15 protein-coding genes are annotated in these 15,021 nt (G+C 59.9%); 3 read left to right on the top strand and 12 right to left on the bottom strand.

Annotation, left to right across the window (positions count from 1 at the left end):
* Positions 1–31: 31 nt before the first annotated feature.
* The 3 genes from tsaB to ppc all read right to left on the bottom strand — a co-directional run bounded on the left by tsaB (position 32) and on the right by ppc (position 4,380).
* Positions 32–718, bottom strand: a complete 687-nt coding sequence (gene tsaB / locus BM70_RS0105675; RefSeq protein ID WP_025855103.1) for a tRNA (adenosine(37)-N6)-threonylcarbamoyltransferase complex dimerization subunit type 1 TsaB — start codon at positions 716–718, stop codon at positions 32–34.
* A 90-nt stretch (positions 719–808) separates the two neighbouring features.
* Positions 809–1,456, bottom strand: coding sequence for an adenylate kinase (gene adk, locus BM70_RS0105670; protein ID WP_010212617.1), 648 nt, complete (start codon positions 1,454–1,456; stop codon positions 809–811).
* Positions 1,457–1,734: 278 nt separating this feature from the next.
* Entirely contained in the window at positions 1,735–4,380 is a 2,646-nt protein-coding gene (ppc, locus tag BM70_RS0105665) for a phosphoenolpyruvate carboxylase (protein WP_025855102.1), read from the bottom strand.
* A 184-nt stretch (positions 4,381–4,564) separates the two neighbouring features.
* On the opposite strand from ppc, the gene BM70_RS0105660 reads away from it, so the two are divergent.
* The 3 genes from BM70_RS0105660 (at position 4,565) to BM70_RS0105650 (ending at position 6,451) form a co-directional block, all read left to right on the top strand.
* Positions 4,565–4,909: a hypothetical protein gene (locus BM70_RS0105660; RefSeq protein ID WP_025855101.1), complete on the top strand. Its 345-nt coding sequence runs from the start codon at positions 4,565–4,567 to the stop codon at positions 4,907–4,909.
* A gap of 288 nt (positions 4,910–5,197) precedes the next feature.
* Positions 5,198–5,608: a DUF4398 domain-containing protein gene (locus BM70_RS0105655; RefSeq protein ID WP_173390380.1), complete on the top strand. Its 411-nt coding sequence runs from the start codon at positions 5,198–5,200 to the stop codon at positions 5,606–5,608.
* 57 nt (positions 5,609–5,665) lie between these two features.
* Complete coding sequence (locus tag BM70_RS0105650) at positions 5,666–6,451, top strand: OmpA family protein (protein ID WP_012722563.1); 786 nt, start codon at positions 5,666–5,668, stop codon at positions 6,449–6,451.
* 628 nt (positions 6,452–7,079) lie between these two features.
* Here the strand turns inward: BM70_RS0105650 and BM70_RS33010 are convergent.
* The 9 genes from BM70_RS33010 to prfB form a co-directional block, all read right to left on the bottom strand.
* Positions 7,080–7,379 carry a hypothetical protein gene (locus BM70_RS33010; RefSeq protein ID WP_155952127.1) on the bottom strand — a complete coding sequence of 100 codons (300 nt, stop codon included), beginning with the start codon at positions 7,377–7,379 and terminating at the stop codon, positions 7,080–7,082.
* A 398-nt stretch (positions 7,380–7,777) separates the two neighbouring features.
* Entirely contained in the window at positions 7,778–7,960 is a 183-nt protein-coding gene (locus BM70_RS0105635; RefSeq protein ID WP_025855099.1) for a hypothetical protein, read from the bottom strand.
* 110 nt (positions 7,961–8,070) lie between these two features.
* The gene (locus tag BM70_RS0105630; protein ID WP_025855098.1) at positions 8,071–8,397 is read right to left on the bottom strand and encodes a hypothetical protein; all 327 of its coding nucleotides are present in this window, start codon (positions 8,395–8,397) and stop codon (positions 8,071–8,073) included.
* Entirely contained in the window at positions 8,394–9,299 is a 906-nt protein-coding gene (locus BM70_RS0105625; RefSeq protein WP_025855097.1) for an alpha/beta hydrolase, read from the bottom strand. Before BM70_RS0105625 ends, BM70_RS0105630 begins: the two co-directional genes overlap by 4 nt.
* Positions 9,300–9,453: 154 nt before the next feature.
* Positions 9,454–10,731, bottom strand: a complete 1,278-nt coding sequence (locus BM70_RS0105620) for a flavohemoglobin expression-modulating QEGLA motif protein (protein ID WP_025855096.1) — start codon at positions 10,729–10,731, stop codon at positions 9,454–9,456.
* Between the two features lie 21 nt (positions 10,732–10,752).
* Positions 10,753–11,301: a hypothetical protein gene (locus BM70_RS0105615; protein WP_025855095.1), complete on the bottom strand. Its 549-nt coding sequence runs from the start codon at positions 11,299–11,301 to the stop codon at positions 10,753–10,755.
* A gap of 16 nt (positions 11,302–11,317) precedes the next feature.
* Positions 11,318–12,034, bottom strand: a complete 717-nt coding sequence (locus BM70_RS0105610; RefSeq protein WP_025855094.1) for a TetR/AcrR family transcriptional regulator — start codon at positions 12,032–12,034, stop codon at positions 11,318–11,320.
* Positions 12,035–12,141: 107 nt separating this feature from the next.
* Entirely contained in the window at positions 12,142–13,644 is a 1,503-nt protein-coding gene (gene lysS / locus BM70_RS0105605; RefSeq protein WP_025855093.1) for a lysine--tRNA ligase, read from the bottom strand.
* 93 nt (positions 13,645–13,737) lie between these two features.
* A protein-coding gene (gene prfB / locus BM70_RS0105600; RefSeq protein WP_098465888.1) for a peptide chain release factor 2 occupies positions 13,738–14,833 on the bottom strand; the annotation gives its coding sequence in 2 pieces (ribosomal slippage) (positions 13,738–14,760 and positions 14,762–14,833; 1,095 coding nt in all).
* Positions 14,834–15,021 lie beyond the last annotated feature (188 nt).

The following is a 15,021-nucleotide window of genomic DNA, read 5'->3' as shown; positions in this document are numbered from 1 at the left end:
ATTTAGCCCCAAACTGCCATCATTTTTGACGTCAAATAATCCCGCGTTCGGCCTTGGTTTGCGCCACTTTATCGCGCAGATAGACCGGCGCCGCCTGGTCGGCCGGAATCGCCTCGCCACGCTCAAAAGCGAAACGTGCCAACGTCAGCAGATCCTCGGCATGAGGCAACATTGCAGCGTCCTGGCCCACCAACGGCACAGCGATACGCTGGCCATAACCCCAGCCGGTGCCAGCACCGAACCAGTCACCGCTGGCCTCGTCCGGCAGCATCGACGCTTCGGGCGGCTGTACCGCTTCCACGCCGACCAGACGCATCTCGCCCGCCGTTTCGCGGTAGCAGCCCCAATAGACTTCATCCATACGCGCATCGATAGCCGCCGCCACTTGGTGGGCGCCGTGCTCGCGCAAGGCGCGCTGGGCCAGCATGGCAAGGTTGGACACCGGCAACACCGGACGCTCCAGCGCAAACGCCAGGCCCTGCACCACGCCAATGGCGATGCGCACACCGGTAAACGCACCCGGGCCACGGCCGAAAGCAATCGCATCGACCGCCGCCAGGGTGGTGCCGGCGTCTTCCAGCAACTGCTTGATCATCGGCAACAGCTTCTGCGCATGCAGGCGCGGGATCACCTCGTAGTGGCTCGTTACCTTGCCATCGTGCAGCAGGGCAACGGAGCAAGCTTCAGTCGCGGTGTCCAGGGCCAGCAGGGTGCTCATCGGTGTGGGTGTCCAAGTCGAAAAAAAGTGCGCCAGTATAAACAACAACGGCCCGCAAGCGGGCCGTTATCCGTGAAGCCAGTCGAGGGATCAGCTCAGTGCTTGCAGCACCTTGGCGGTGATCGCTTCAACCGAGCCGACGCCAGGAATGTGGCTGTACTTCGGCTTGCCCTGGGCGGCGGACAGCTTCTGGTAGAAATCCACCAGTGGTTTGGTCTGGGAGTGGTAGACCGACAGGCGATGACGCACGGTTTCTTCAGTGTCGTCCTTGCGCTGCACCAGGTCTTCGCCGGTCACATCGTCCTTGCCTTCAACCTTTGGCGGGTTGTACACGGTGTGGTACACGCGGCCGGAGGCTTCGTGGACGCGACGACCGGCAATGCGCTGGACGATCTCTTCATCTTCAACCGCGATTTCGACCACGGCATCCAGCTCGACGCCGGCCTTTACCAGGGCTTCAGCCTGGGGAATGGTGCGTGGGAAGCCGTCGAACAGGAAACCGTTCTTGCAGTCTTCCTGGCTGATGCGTTCCTTGACCAGGTTGATGATCAAGTCATCGGAAACCAGGCCACCGCTGTCCATCACGCTCTTGGCGATCAGGCCCAGCTCGGTGCCAGCCTTGACGGCCGCCCGCAGCATGTCGCCGGTGGAGATTTGTGGAATGCCGAATTTTTCAGTGATGAACTTTGCCTGAGTACCTTTACCGGCCCCGGGAGCTCCCAGCAGAATGACGCGCATCGATGTGCTCCTCAATTTTTTATAGAGATGACGCTCGGATTCGCCGCGGGGGCCAATCGCGTAAAAATAGAATTCGGGCCGCCCAAACGGCCAAAGGCTGATCAAGATACACAGCAGGCCTTAACCACACAAGCCGCCAAAAGTCGCAGGAACCCGCGCCGTGCATGCGTCATAGGTAGGGTGTGCCTGAGTGCAACCCGGCCCTGTAAACGCCGGCCGCCCTTTTCGAGGCGGCCGCTGCGGTTTATCTGCAAGCCGTTGAGAACACGCAAAAAACCTTAGCCGGTGTTACGCAACCCGGCAGCAATACCGGCCACGGAGACCAGCAGCGCCTGTTCCAGAGGGCTGTCCTGTGCCGCTTCCTGCTGGCGCGAGCGCGCCAGCAGCTCGGCCTGCAACAAGTGCAAGGGGTCGAGGTAGGTGTTGCGCAGGCGGATGAACTCCAGGGTATCCGGGCTGTGGGCCAGCAGTTGCGACTGGCCGGTCAGGCCAAGCACCACGCCGCACGCCTGCGACAATAGGTCGCGCAGATGCACACCCAATGGCAGCAGGTCCGGCTGCACCAGCCGCTCGTCATACAGGCGGGCGATATCGGCATCCGCCTTGGCCAGCACCATTTCCAGCATATCGATACGGGTGCGGAAAAATGGCCACTGTTCACGCATCTGCCCCAGCAACTCGCCTTCGCCGCGCTCCAGGGCCTTGCTCAACGCTGCTTCCCAACCCAGCCAGGCCGGCAGCATCAGGCGGGTCTGGGTCCAGCCGAAGATCCACGGGATCGCGCGCAGGCTTTCAATCCCGCCCGCCCGGCGTTTGGCCGGGCGACTGCCCAGGGGCAAGCGGCCCAGTTCCTGTTCCGGGGTGGACTGGCGGAAATACTCGACGAACTGCGGGTTTTCCCGCACCACGGCGCGGTAGGCGCTGACACCATCCGCCGCCAATTCATCCATCAAATGGCGCCAGGCCGGCTCGGGCGGCGGCGGTGGCAACAGGGTCGCCTCCAATACCGCGGCCAGATAAAGGTTGAGGTTCTGCTCGGCGATATCCGGCAGGCCGAACTTGAAGCGAATCATCTCGCCCTGTTCGGTGGTGCGGAACCGCCCCGCCACCGAACCCGGCGGCTGCGACAGGATCGCCGCGTGGGCCGGGCCGCCGCCACGGCCCACGGTGCCACCGCGACCGTGGAACAACAGCAGTTCCACTTGTTGCTCACGGCAGATATCCACCAGCCGCTCCTGCGCCCGGTACTGCGCCCAGGCGGCGGCGGTGGTGCCGGCGTCCTTGGCCGAGTCCGAGTAGCCGATCATCACTTCCTGCGGCCCCTGCAAGCGTGCGCGATAGCCCGGCAGCAGCAACAGTTGCTCGATCACCGGGCCGGCGTTGTCCAGGTCGGCCAGGGTCTCGAACAGTGGCACCACGCGCATCGGCCGTTGCACGCCCGACTCTTTAAGCAGCAGTTGCACCGCCAGCACGTCCGACGCGGCGCCGGCCATGGAGATGACGTACGAGCCCAGGGAAGCAGCCGGTGCGGCGGCGATTTCCTTACAGGTATTCAGCACTTCGGCGGTGTCGGCAGAGGGTTTGAAATAACCCGGCAGCAGCGGCCGACGATTGGCCAGTTCCTTCATCAGGAAGCTGATACGCGCCTCTTCGTCCCAGTCTTCGTAACGCCCAAGGCCGAGGTAATCGGTGATTTCAGTCATGGCCGCCGAATGACGGCTGGAGTCCTGGCGCACATCCAGGCGCACCAGGAACAGGCCGAAGGTCACCGCGCGACGCAGGCAGTCGAGCAACGGGCCATCGGCGATCACACCCATGCCGCACTCATGCAACGACTGGTAGCACAGCTCCAGCGGATCCAGCAGGTCGCGATTGTTTTGCAACACTTCGGCGGGCGCTGGCGTGCTGCTGCTCAATGCCGTGTGTGCCCATTGGCGCGTAGCCCGCAGGCGTTCACGCAATTGCTTGAGCACGGCGCGATACGGTTCGACGCTGTCGCCGACCTTGGCCTGCAACGCCGGGCTGGCTTGCTGCATCGACAGCTCGGAAGCCAGATGATCGACATCGCGCAGGTACAGGTCGGCCGCCATCCAGCGCGCCAGCAGCAATACTTCACGGGTCACTGGCGCGGTGACATTCGGGTTGCCATCCCGGTCGCCGCCCATCCATGAGGCAAAGCGGATCGGCGCCGCTTCCAGGGGCAAGCGCAGGCCGGTAGCGGCGTGCAGCGCCTGGTCGGCCTTGCGCAGGTAATTGGGAATGGCGTGCCACAGCGAATGTTCGATCACCGCAAAGCCCCACTTGGCCTCGTCCACCGGCGTGGGCCGGGTGCGGCGGATTTCTTCGGTGTGCCAGGCTTCGGCGATCAAGCGTTGCAGGCGTTGGCGGATCTGATCGCGCTCCGCCGTGGTGAGGTCACGGTGATCCTGCAACGCCAGTTGGGCGGCAATCGCATCGTATTTCTGGATCAGGGTGCGGCGCGCCACTTCAGTGGGATGGGCGGTGAGGACCAGTTCGATCTCCAGGCGCCCCAACTGGCGGGCCAGGGATTCGTTGCTGTGGCCTTCGGCTTGCAGGCGCGCCAGCAGCTCGGGCAATACACGGGCTTCGAACGGCGCCGGTTGCGACTCATCGCGCCGGTGAATCAGCTGGTATTGCTCGGCGATGTTGGCCAGGTTGAGGAACTGGTTGAAGGCCCGGGCGACCGGCAGCAGTTCGTTTTCCTGCAACTGATTCAGACGGGAGCTCAGCTCATCCCCCGCCGCCTTGTCGGAAATGGCGCCGCGGCGGTCAGCCTTGGCGCCTTTGCGGATCTGCTCGATCTTGTCGAGAAAATCATCGCCGTACTGGTCTCGAATGGTGTTGCCCAACAGCTCACCCAGCAGGTGAACATCCTCACGCAAGCGTGCATCGATATCACTCATCAGCCAATCTCCAGCCAGAAATCCGGGACGCGCAGGTCTGCCAGAGTGCCGCCCGCATCGTTTTATGACAAGACTTTAAACCTTGTGAGTTGCAGCGAGTCTCAACACTGAGTCGCCTGTGTTATCCCTGCGCGCGACTGGTCACTCATCACCGCCTGCCATCGCGGGCTTCATTGAGGTTGCCATGAAAATCCGAGAACTGGCCCAGCATTGGGAAGAGAACGCCAAGGGTCGCTTGACCAAGACCGAATACGCCATCCATTTGGATGTGGAGTCCGCCGCGAGGTTGGCGGCCATCGCCGAAATGTACCCCAAGCGCAACACCGAGGAACTGCTTGGCGAGCTGATCGGTGCCGCCCTCGAAGAGCTGGAAGCAAGCTTTCCCTACATCAAGGGTCAACAGGTGATCGCCACCGATGAAGAGGGTGACCCGCTGTATGAAGATGTCGGCCCCACCCCACGCTTCCTGACGTTATCGCGTCGCTATCTGCATGATCTGTCTGCCAGCAGCGACGAACAGAAACACTGAAACACTCCCACCAAACCGCTGTACGCCGGGCCCTTCACGGGTCGGGCGTACCGCTGCGCGACGCATAAGTTCCAAGTTTTTTACCCTGACCAATCAGTCAAATATTTTTTTAGGCAAATCGCCATCTTCTCTGAACTTTTAAAAAAAGCCTCCGGTCACAGCCAGTAAGCCATCACTTGGAACGGTCGTTTTAAAGGGCATTTCGTGCAGTACCGCAAAGCCCCTGGCCGCACACCAGTGACATGGATTTTGATGTTTTTCAGGAGTTATCCAATGGAGTTGAAGACGATGAAGACCAGCACTGCCAAATCCTCGTTTAACCATCTGCGCGGGCTCAAATTGGCCGCGCTGGCAATCGGCACCAGCTTCGTTCTGGCAGGTTGCGCCGGTAACCCGCCGACCGAGCAGTACGCGGTCACCCAGTCCGCAGTGAACAGCGCGGTCAGCGCCGGCGGTACCGAGTACGCGGCTGTGGAAATGAAGTCGGCCCAGGACAAGCTCAAGCAAGCCGAGATTGCCATGCACGACAAGAACTACGACGAAGCCCGTCGCCTGGCTGAACAAGCCGAGTGGGACGCTCGCGTCGCAGAGCGCAAATCCCAGGCCGCCAAGGCTGAACAAGCTGTGAAGGATTCCCAGAAGGCTGTTGATGAATTGCGTAAGGAAGGCATGCGTCCGGCTGCTATCCAGCAGAAGTAAGACGCCCCCCCCTTGACCGCATCGCACCTGATATCGAATTGAAAGGACGACACGACTATGCGTAAACAATTGATGATCCCTGCCCTGCTGGCGATGAGCGTTGCACTGGCGGCCTGCTCCACCCCGCCGAACGCGAACCTGGAAAACGCACGGACCAACTTCTCGGCCCTGCAGACCAACCCGCAGGCCACCAAGCTCGCGGCCCTGGAGACCAAGGACGCCAGCGAATGGCTGGACAAGGCTGACAAAGCGTACCGCGACAAGGAAGACGAGAAGAAAGTCGACCAGTTGGCTTACCTGACCAACCAGCGCGTTGAAGTGGCCAAAGACACCATCGTGCTGCGCGAATCCGAAGCCAAGCTGAAAAACGCCGGCGACGAACGTGCCCGCGCGCTGTTGGATGCCCGTGATGCACAGATCAAGCAGCTGCAAGACAGCTTGAACGCCAAGCAGACCGATCGCGGCACACTGGTGACATTCGGTGACGTGCTGTTCGCCACCAATAAGTCTGACCTGAAATCCAGCGGCCTGGTGAACATCACCAAACTTGCGCAGTTCCTGCGTGACAATCCGGACCGTAAAGTGATCGTCGAAGGCTATACCGACAGCACCGGTTCCGATTCGTACAACCAGAGCCTGTCCGAGCGTCGTGCCGCTTCCGTACAGCGCGCACTGGCTCAGCAAGGCGTGGACATCTCGCGCATCGTGACCCAGGGTTATGGCAAGGAATACCCGGTTGCCGACAATGGCAGCGTATCGGGGCGCGCCATGAACCGCCGCGTTGAAGTGACCATCTCCAACGACAACCAGCCGGTCAAGCCACGGTCCTCCGTAGCCAACTGATCGAATGGCCTGTAAAAAGCCCCGTCTCTATAGACGGGGCTTTTTCGTTGCGTCCCTACGCGAACGGCCTTCAGGTGTCAGTAACTAAGTCCCGCGCGACGATTGCCGTTCTGGCCCGAGTTAATGTAGCTGCTGAATCCCCCGGAGTTACCGTTGTTTCCATAGTTGCCATAGTTTCCGTAGCCCCCCTCGTAACTCGGTGACTCCCGCCACTGCCCAGTCATGTCATTTCCGTTCTGCCCATGATTTTCATAGCGACTATGCGTGCCACCATTTCCATTATTGCCATAGTTGCCGTAATTCCCGTTATCGCGGCCACCATGCCCACCAGCCCACCCCCGTTGCCCACCCGCAGGCCTCCAGGTGCGCTCATCGGAACAATGTGAATACAACGAAGGGTGATGTTCATATCGCCAAGCCAACAGCTGAGTCATGTTGATACCTTCTCTATTCCAGTAGACTGAATATCCCAAAAAATAACGACATAATAAGCTGCACTGTGCAGCCCCAAGTCATATCGCCCCCTTAAGTGGTGCATTGAAGGGAGCGAGTTCACTGCACGTGTCCTAAAGATCAAATCAAAGTATGCACGCAAGTACTGACTTAATATGTTCAAGGCCCTGATGCTTCAGGCCTGGATACGCCGTGTCAGGCCATGGGGGGAGAACTTTGCGCCTGCGGCGTTTCGATGATTGCCATTACTGCCCTGATTGGCATATCCGCTGTAACTTCCGCTGTTGCCGTTATTTCCATAATTTCCAAAATTGCCGTTATTCATGCTGCCATGACCGCTATTGACGTGTACGCCAACTTGAGCCGACGTTACATTCCCGACAGTCACATAATTAGTGTTGAATACATAGCTGATATGGTTGACCGTATGCGGCGGTTTTAAAGCCGGCCGCTGAATTTCAGGTGCTCGTCCCATCTGCTGGCCCCCTCTGCTATACGAAGGTTGAACGCCGCCATACCCTGGTCGCTGGCTCGGTTGATAGCTTGGGTAATTGCGTGTATTACCACCACACCTCCCACCGGTGCTCTGCCCAGTGACAACGTTCCATACCGTGCTCATGGTCGTGAGGGTGTTCGTGAATGCCATACTCATCAACGAGTCTAATCTCATCGCTTTACTCCAAATGTAATTTCCCACACGTACGGGCTTGATCTCCTGACCGATATAGCAGTGGTCGCCGACAACTATCAGTTCCCCACGGTATACCCTTGTAATAAATGATGGAGTGGCGCGATCGGTCACTTACCCCTGGCGCTGACGAACCGATTGGGTAGAAATAAAAAACCCACCAGAAACGGTGGGTCTTTTTACGCTTAGAATTTGATCGGACACTTATCGCTCTCGAAGCCTGTATAGCCAGGCTTCTCTTTGCACTGCTCACCCTGCTGCTTTTGCGCGACGCCAGCAACACGCCCACCAAGCGCTTCAACGAGCGCTTGTGTCCTGATCATTTCCAACATCCTGTCTATCGCACTTATCGCACCTATCTTGACCATGACTCTCCCCTGGCTGGCCGTTCGCAAGTACTCCTCACGAACGCTGACAAGGCATTGAGTGGCCTCTTACGCAAAACGGTTCCAGATATTTCAGGCGCGGTGTATCCGGATTACTGCTGGAGTTGCGGTGTTTCCTGCCCCAGGCAGCGCACAGCCTGTTTCTTGTTATTGACCAACACACCGCTCAGGCCTTTCTGCTCGGTATCGAACATCACCAGCACGCCATCCACACACTGCGCCACTTGCGCAGCCGGGGTCAGCGAGATCTTGTAATCCTCGCCTGGCACGGTCTTGAGCAGGGTGAAATCGCTGAGCAGCAACGCATCTTCCGGCTTGGCGAAGTGCAGGTAGCCGTAGTACCACAGGCAAGCAACGGTACCGATGATGGTGCCGATGCCGGTGAGGATCAGCGGGATCATATTGCGTTCTTCGCTCATTGCGGGCTCTCTGATGAATCGACTTTAGGAGTTGGGTAGTTCGGAATCTCGCCCAGGCGGCGCAAACCGTTGAAGTGTTGCGGATCATCGAGGTAGCGCAGCATCACGGTTTGCCAAGTCTTGTCGGCAAAAGTCTGCACATGCCCGCCCCGGGTCAACTGCAATACCCTTGGCGGCGGTGCCGCCTGATACAGGCGAATACCGTTAGCCACCGGCACGATCGGGTCATCCAGGCTGTGGAACAACAGCTTCGGCACGCCGGTCAGCTGGGGCATGGAATGAATCGCACTGTCGGCGTCCGGTACCAGCCACGACAAAGGCACCTGAAACGGCCATGTTAACCAGGAGGTGCTCAGGGCGAATTGTCCTACGTCACGATAACTGGCGGGCACGCCGTCCAGCACCAGCGCCTTGAGCCGGGATTGGCGCTCCGGGTGCTCTGCCAAGTAGTGCACCGCCAACGCGCCGCCAAGGCTTTGGCCCAGAACGATCAGCGGCTGGCCTTGGGTTTCGGGGGCCTTGTCGATCCATTTGAACGCCGCGTCCACGTCCTCATAGATCGCCGGTAATGACGGCTTGCCTTCCGACAAGCCATAACCGCGGTAGTCCAGCAGCAGCACTTGGTAACCCTGCTCTGGCAACCACCAACTGCCCCCCAGGTGCCACGCCAGATTGCCGCCGTTGCCATGCAGGTGCAGCACCGTGCCCTTGAGCGGCACACCGGGTTTGGCGGGCAACCACCAGCCGTGGAGCTTCACGCCGTCGGCGGTGGTCAAGGTGACGTCGCGATATTGCAGGTGGGCTTTTTCCGGCGTGAACGGCAGGCCGGGTTCAGGATAGAACAGCAGGGAGCTGCAGCCGTTCAATGTGAGTAGCAGGCACAGAATGCCGAGGATTCTCATCCGTTGAAGCCTCGCAATTTAGTTGAACACACGTTCTCATGATCACCAAAAAACCCGTAGGAGCCGGCTTGCCGGCGATGCAGGCGACTCGGTCCAATGCCGTACCGAGGTGATGCCATCGCCGGCAAGCTGGCGCCTACGGGTTGAGCGGTGTTTACAGGATATTCGAGTAATCCGCCTCGATCCGATCCAGGCTCAAGTGGTTGAGGAAGTTGGAGAAGCACATCCATGCCGCCAGCGCATTCATGTCGCGGAACTGCTCGGGCAGGTACTTGGGCGGCACTACCAGGCCTTCGTCGACCAGCTGGCGCAGGGTACGCATGTCTTCCAGGGTGGTCTTGCCGCAGAACAGCAGCGGCACTTGTTCCAGCTTGCCCTTGCGCACGGCGAGCTGGATGTAGTTGTAGACCATGATAAAGCCCTTGAGGTAGGACAGATCCTTGGTAAACGGCAGACCGGTCGGCACCGAGCCACGGAATACGCGACTGGCGTTGCCGTAGCTCTCAGCCATCTCAAAGCCTTGCTCGCGGAAGAACTCGAACACCTGCAGGAAGTCGGCGCCCTCTTCCACCATGTGGATCGCGCGCGTGCGGTTGGTCAGCTTGCGCAGGCGACTCGGGTAGGAGGCGAAGGTGATGATCTCCATCAGGATCGCCAGGCCTTCCTGGGTCACGGTGGACGACGGCGGGCCCTTGGACAGGAAGGTGCAGATCGGCTGGTTCTGGCCATTGAGGGTGGTGCCGACATGCACCAGGCCTTCATGCACTTCCAGGGCACGGACGTCGCGATCGTTGAACATCGCGTCGGCGCGGATCTTGATGTAGTCCGCGCCCGCCGCAGCGTCGGCGACGATGCCATCGGACTCGAACACGCGAATGGTCTCTTCGGCCTCGCCGAATACCTTGTTCAGACGGGTTTGCAGCAAGGCCACGGCATCCTTGGCGGTGAGGGTCTTGGCCTCATCCTTCAAGTCGCCACGGCCGTCGATATTGTTCAGATAGTCCGACAGCATCAGCCCCAGGTCGGCCAGGGTCGGGTCGCCAGCATGGAACGCATCGGAGGCGGCGCCGTAGAGTTCCTGGGAAATCAGGCCGAAATCCTCGGTGCCGCGCGCTTCGAGCATGCGCACCACCATGCGGTATTCCTTGCACATGCGGCGCATGATCTGCCCCACCGGGCTGAACTGGCCGAGGCGGCGGGTGATGTCGCGCTCGATGTTCTGGAACTCCAGCTTCACCGCGCTGGAGTCGAAGGACAGTGGCCGATTGAGGTAGTAATCACGGTCCACCGCAGGCATTTCCTTGCCCTTGGCCTTGAGAAATCCCTGGCGAATATGCTCGTCCCACTTCACGGCGTCGAGGACGCGAATCGGTGTTTGCGCCAGCACAATGCGATCAGACAAGGTGCGTATCGTCTGCTGGTAATCGTCCACCCGGTGCTTCCCCTTTAAACGTTATTTGCCCGCGCGCTGGTAGCGCACGGCTTCCACGAATACATCGGCATTGGCCGGGTCATCCAGGTAGGCAAACACCTGGTCCAGGGGACTGTCCACCAGCACCCCGGTGCCTTCGACGGTTTCCACGGTACTGCCGTGCAACACCTTCTGGCCTATCGCTTGATGGATCTGCTCAAGGTCCAGGTTGTAGACCACCAATTCGTGCTTTTCGTCGATTTCAAACCCCGCCAGGATGAAATGCCCGCCCAGCTTGGCCGGCAACGGCGCCGACAGGTACCAGCGATTGCCATGGCGCGAAACAGTGAACAGGTACTCATCACGCTGGCCCGGCTTCGCTGTAGGGTAGCTCACGGCTTTATAACGGTGTTCACCGACGCCCGTGATGTGCAGGTTGAGCGGCTCGCCCCAGGCGTTTTTGCTCGACCATTGGTCCAGCAGGGCAGGCGGCGCGGCTTCACGGGCCGGCAGCGGGTCCTTGAAGGTCACCAGGCAACCGCTGAGCAGCAGGAACGACAAGGCGATTACAACCCTACGCCAGGTTTTCATTGGACATCCCCCGGTGTCAGACCGAGGCCAACACCAAATGCATGTAACGCTTGAGGATCTCAAGCATCTCTTCACCGGTCAGAGGCTCTGCGCCGCCCAGCAGGCCCTGATATTCCATCCGACTGATTATCGCCGTCAACACTTTGGCATCCTGTTGCGGCTCGCGGGAGCCCAGCACCTGGAAAAACTGCCCCGTGCCCTGCAACAGAATCTGCTGATGGGAACGCACCAACTCTGCCAGGCGTGGGTTGAGCAAGGCTTCCTGGCGAAAGGCCTGCTCGGCCATCAGGTGCTCACGCCGGTTGGTCAGTTGGCGCAGTACATAATCGGCAGTCAGCCGTGCGATGTCGTCGGCCAGTTGCGAGCGTGATTCCGGGCTGCCGTCACCATAGGCGACCATTTCGCGCAGCAGGCCTTCGTTGCGCACCCACAGCTTGCCCATGAAGGCGGCGCTGCGCTCGACGTATTGGGCGAAGGTATCGGTGAGCAGGTCATCGATGTCCTTGAAGTAGTAGGTGGTGGCTGACAACGGTACGCCGGCCTCCGCCGCTACCGCACGATGGCGCACGGCCCGCACGCCCTCGCGCACCACAATGCGCATGGCCGCATCGAGAATGTCCTGCCTGCGTTGCTCGCTGCCCCGACGGCTGGCCTTGCGGCCCTGGTACTGGACGCTTTCAGCCACGGCAGCAGCAATGCCGGCGGCGCCTTCTTGAGCGGTTACGCGGTTCACGACTCACATCCTTGAACAGATCAAAAACCTGGCGCTGTTTGCTTGACGCTGATAGACGCCGCATAAAAAAGCCGCCTTATAAAAGGCGGCTTCGGATTTCGCTTCGGTTACGCTTGTGGCCGCATGTGCGGGAACAAGATCACGTCGCGGATCGACGGCGAGTTGGTCAACAGCATCACCAGGCGGTCGATGCCGATACCTTCACCGGCCGTTGGCGGCATGCCGTATTCCAGGGCACGCACGAAGTCAGCGTCGTAATGCATGGCTTCGTCGTCGCCGGCGTCCTTGTCGGCCACCTGGGCCATGAAACGCTCGGCCTGGTCTTCCGCGTCGTTAAGCTCGGAGTAGGCGTTGGCAATTTCGCGGCCGCCGATGAACAGTTCGAAGCGGTCGGTGACGTTCGGGTTGTCATCGTTGCGACGGGCCAGCGGCGACACTTCGAACGGGTACTGGGTAATGAAGTGCGGCTGCTCCAGCTTGTGCTCGACCAGCTCTTCGAAAATCATCACCTGCAGTTTGCCCAGGCCTTCGAAGCCCAGCACCTTGGCGCCGGCTTTCTTGGCGATCACACGGGCCTTGTCGATATCGTTCAGGTCATCGGCGGTCAGCTCAGGGTTGTACTTGAGGATCGAGTCGAATACCGACAGGCGCACGAACGGCTCGCCGAAATGGAACACCTTGTCGCCGTACGGCACGTCGGTGCTGCCCAGGACCAACTGTGCCAGCTCGCGGAACAGTTCTTCGGTCAAGTCCATGTTGTCTTCGTAGTCGGCGTAGGCCTGGTAGAACTCCAACATGGTGAATTCAGGGTTGTGACGGGTCGAGACACCTTCGTTACGGAAGTTGCGGTTGATCTCGAACACTTTTTCGAAGCCGCCCACCACCAGGCGCTTGAGGTACAGCTCCGGCGCGATACGCAGGAACATTTCCATGTCCAGGGCGTTGTGGTGGGTTTCGAACGGCTTGGCTGCGGCACCACCGGGAATGGTCTGCAGCATCGGGGTTTCCACTTCCAGGAAGTCACGCTTCATCAGGAAGCTGCGGATGTGGGCGATGACTTGCGAACGCACGCGGAAGGTCTGGCGCACGTCTTCGTTGACGATCAGGTCAACGTAGCGCTGGCGGTAGCGCTGTTCGGTGTCGGTCAGGCCGTGGTGCTTGTCCGGCAGCGGGCGCAGGGATTTGGTCAGCAGGCGCACGCTGGTCATTTCGACGTACAGGTCGCCCTTGCCGGAACGCGCCAGGGTACCTTCGGCGGCGATGATGTCGCCCATGTCCCAGGTTTTCACCGAGGCCAGGGTTTCTTCCGAGAGAGTTTTGCGGTTGACGTAGACCTGGATACGCCCGGTCATGTCCTGGATCACCATGAACGAGCCACGGTTGAGCATGATGCGACCTGCCACCTTGACCGGGATCGCAGCCTCTGCCAGCTCTTCCTTGGTCTTGTCCGCGTACTGTTTCTGCAAGGCATCGCAGTAGTTTTCGCGGCGGAAGTCGTTGGGGAAGGCATTGCCCTTGGCGCGCTCGGCAGCAAGCTTTTCCTTGCGCAGGGCGATCAGGGAGTTTTCTTCCTGTTGCAGGGCTTGCGGGTCGAGTTGTTGGTCGCTCATGTCTTTAAATATTCCATCGGGTTCGTTGTCCCAGGCTCAGGCCGGGGATCGCCGGCAAGCCGGCTCCTACAGGGATCGCGGTTTGTCAGCGTATTACAGGCCTGATTTCAGGCTGGCTTCCAGGTATTCGTCGATATCGCCGTCGAGCACCTTGTCGCAGTCGCTGCGTTCGATGTTAGTGCGCAGATCCTTGATCCGCGACGCATCGAGCACATAAGAACGGATCTGGTGACCCCAGCCGATGTCCGACTTGGTGTCTTCCAGCGCCTGGGAAGCGGCGTTGCGCTTCTGCATTTCCTGCTCGTACAACTTGGCCCGCAGCATTTTCATGGCGGTGTCCTTGTTCGCGTGCTGGGAACGTTCGTTCTGGCAGCTGACCACGGTGTTGGTCGGTACGTGGGTAATCCGTACGGCCGAGTCGGTGGTGTTTACGTGCTGGCCACCGGCACCGGAGGAGCGGTAGGTGTCGATACGCAGGTCGGCCGGGTTGATCTCGATCTCGACCTTGTCATCGATCTCCGGGGAGACGAACACCGCAGAGAACGAGGTGTGGCGACGGTTGCCGGAGTCGAACGGGCTCTTGCGCACCAGGCGGTGCACGCCGATCTCGGTGCGCAGCCAGCCAAAGGCGTATTCACCCTTGATGTGCACGGTTGCGCCCTTGATACCGGCGACTTCACCGGCGGACAGTTCCATGATGGTCGCGTCGAAACCGCGCTTGTCAGCCCAGCGCAGGTACATGCGCAGCAGGATGTTGGCCCAGTCCTGGGCCTCGGTGCCACCGGAACCGGCCTGGATGTCCAGGTAAGCGTTGTTCGGGTCCATTTCATGGCTGAACATGCGGCGGAATTCGAGCTTGGCGAGGTTTTCCTCGAGACGGGCCAGCTCGGCGACGACATCGCCCACTGCGCCTTCATCGTTTTCTTCGACGGCCATGTCCAGCAGGTCACGGCAATCGGCCAGACCGGTGTTCAGTTCGTCGAGAGTATCGACGATCTGCGCCAGCGCAGCGCGCTCACGGCCCAGTTCCTGGGCGTATTCAGGTTTGTTCCAGACACTCGGATCTTCAAGCTCGCGATTGACTTCGGTCAGACGCTCATGCTTTTGATCGTAGTCAAAGATACCCCCGAATAGTTTCGGAGCGCTCGGACAGGTCCTTGATGGTGTTAAGGATCGGGTTGATTTCCATGGCGGGCAGCACTCGTTGGCGAACTTTTGAAAGCCGGCGAGTATAACGGGAAATGGGGGGCAACGGCAGCCCGCTTGGCGAAAAGGCGTGGGGCTGGATCATCGGAGTACATATCCATTCCTACGGTCACGGCTGCTATTGGTTCCGCCCTTACGGCGGGTCACTTTCGAAAAGCGCGAAAGTAACCA

The organism is Pseudomonas sp. CHM02 (assembly GCF_000612585.1).
GTDB lineage: Bacteria > Pseudomonadota > Gammaproteobacteria > Pseudomonadales > Pseudomonadaceae > Aquipseudomonas.
This window is presented reverse-complemented; position numbering and strand designations above follow the sequence as displayed.

Excerpts from the sequence above, each read along its gene's own strand:
- tsaB (WP_025855103.1), bottom strand. The coding sequence starts at position 718 with ATGAGCACCCTGCTGGCCCTGGACACCGCGACTGAAGCTTGCTCCGTT.
- adk (WP_010212617.1), bottom strand. The coding sequence starts at position 1,456 with ATGCGCGTCATTCTGCTGGGAGCTCCCGGGGCCGGTAAAGGTACTCAG.
- ppc (WP_025855102.1), bottom strand. The coding sequence starts at position 4,380 with ATGAGTGATATCGATGCACGCTTGCGTGAGGATGTTCACCTGCTGGGT.
- BM70_RS0105660 (WP_025855101.1), top strand. The coding sequence starts at position 4,565 with ATGAAAATCCGAGAACTGGCCCAGCATTGGGAAGAGAACGCCAAGGGT.
- BM70_RS0105655 (WP_173390380.1), top strand. The coding sequence starts at position 5,198 with ATGAAGACCAGCACTGCCAAATCCTCGTTTAACCATCTGCGCGGGCTC.
- BM70_RS0105650 (WP_012722563.1), top strand. The coding sequence starts at position 5,666 with ATGCGTAAACAATTGATGATCCCTGCCCTGCTGGCGATGAGCGTTGCA.
- BM70_RS33010 (WP_155952127.1), bottom strand. The coding sequence starts at position 7,379 with ATGGGACGAGCACCTGAAATTCAGCGGCCGGCTTTAAAACCGCCGCAT.
- BM70_RS0105635 (WP_025855099.1), bottom strand. The coding sequence starts at position 7,960 with ATGGTCAAGATAGGTGCGATAAGTGCGATAGACAGGATGTTGGAAATG.
- BM70_RS0105630 (WP_025855098.1), bottom strand. The coding sequence starts at position 8,397 with ATGAGCGAAGAACGCAATATGATCCCGCTGATCCTCACCGGCATCGGC.
- BM70_RS0105625 (WP_025855097.1), bottom strand. The coding sequence starts at position 9,299 with ATGAGAATCCTCGGCATTCTGTGCCTGCTACTCACATTGAACGGCTGC.
- BM70_RS0105615 (WP_025855095.1), bottom strand. The coding sequence starts at position 11,301 with ATGAAAACCTGGCGTAGGGTTGTAATCGCCTTGTCGTTCCTGCTGCTC.
- lysS (WP_025855093.1), bottom strand. The coding sequence starts at position 13,644 with ATGAGCGACCAACAACTCGACCCGCAAGCCCTGCAACAGGAAGAAAAC.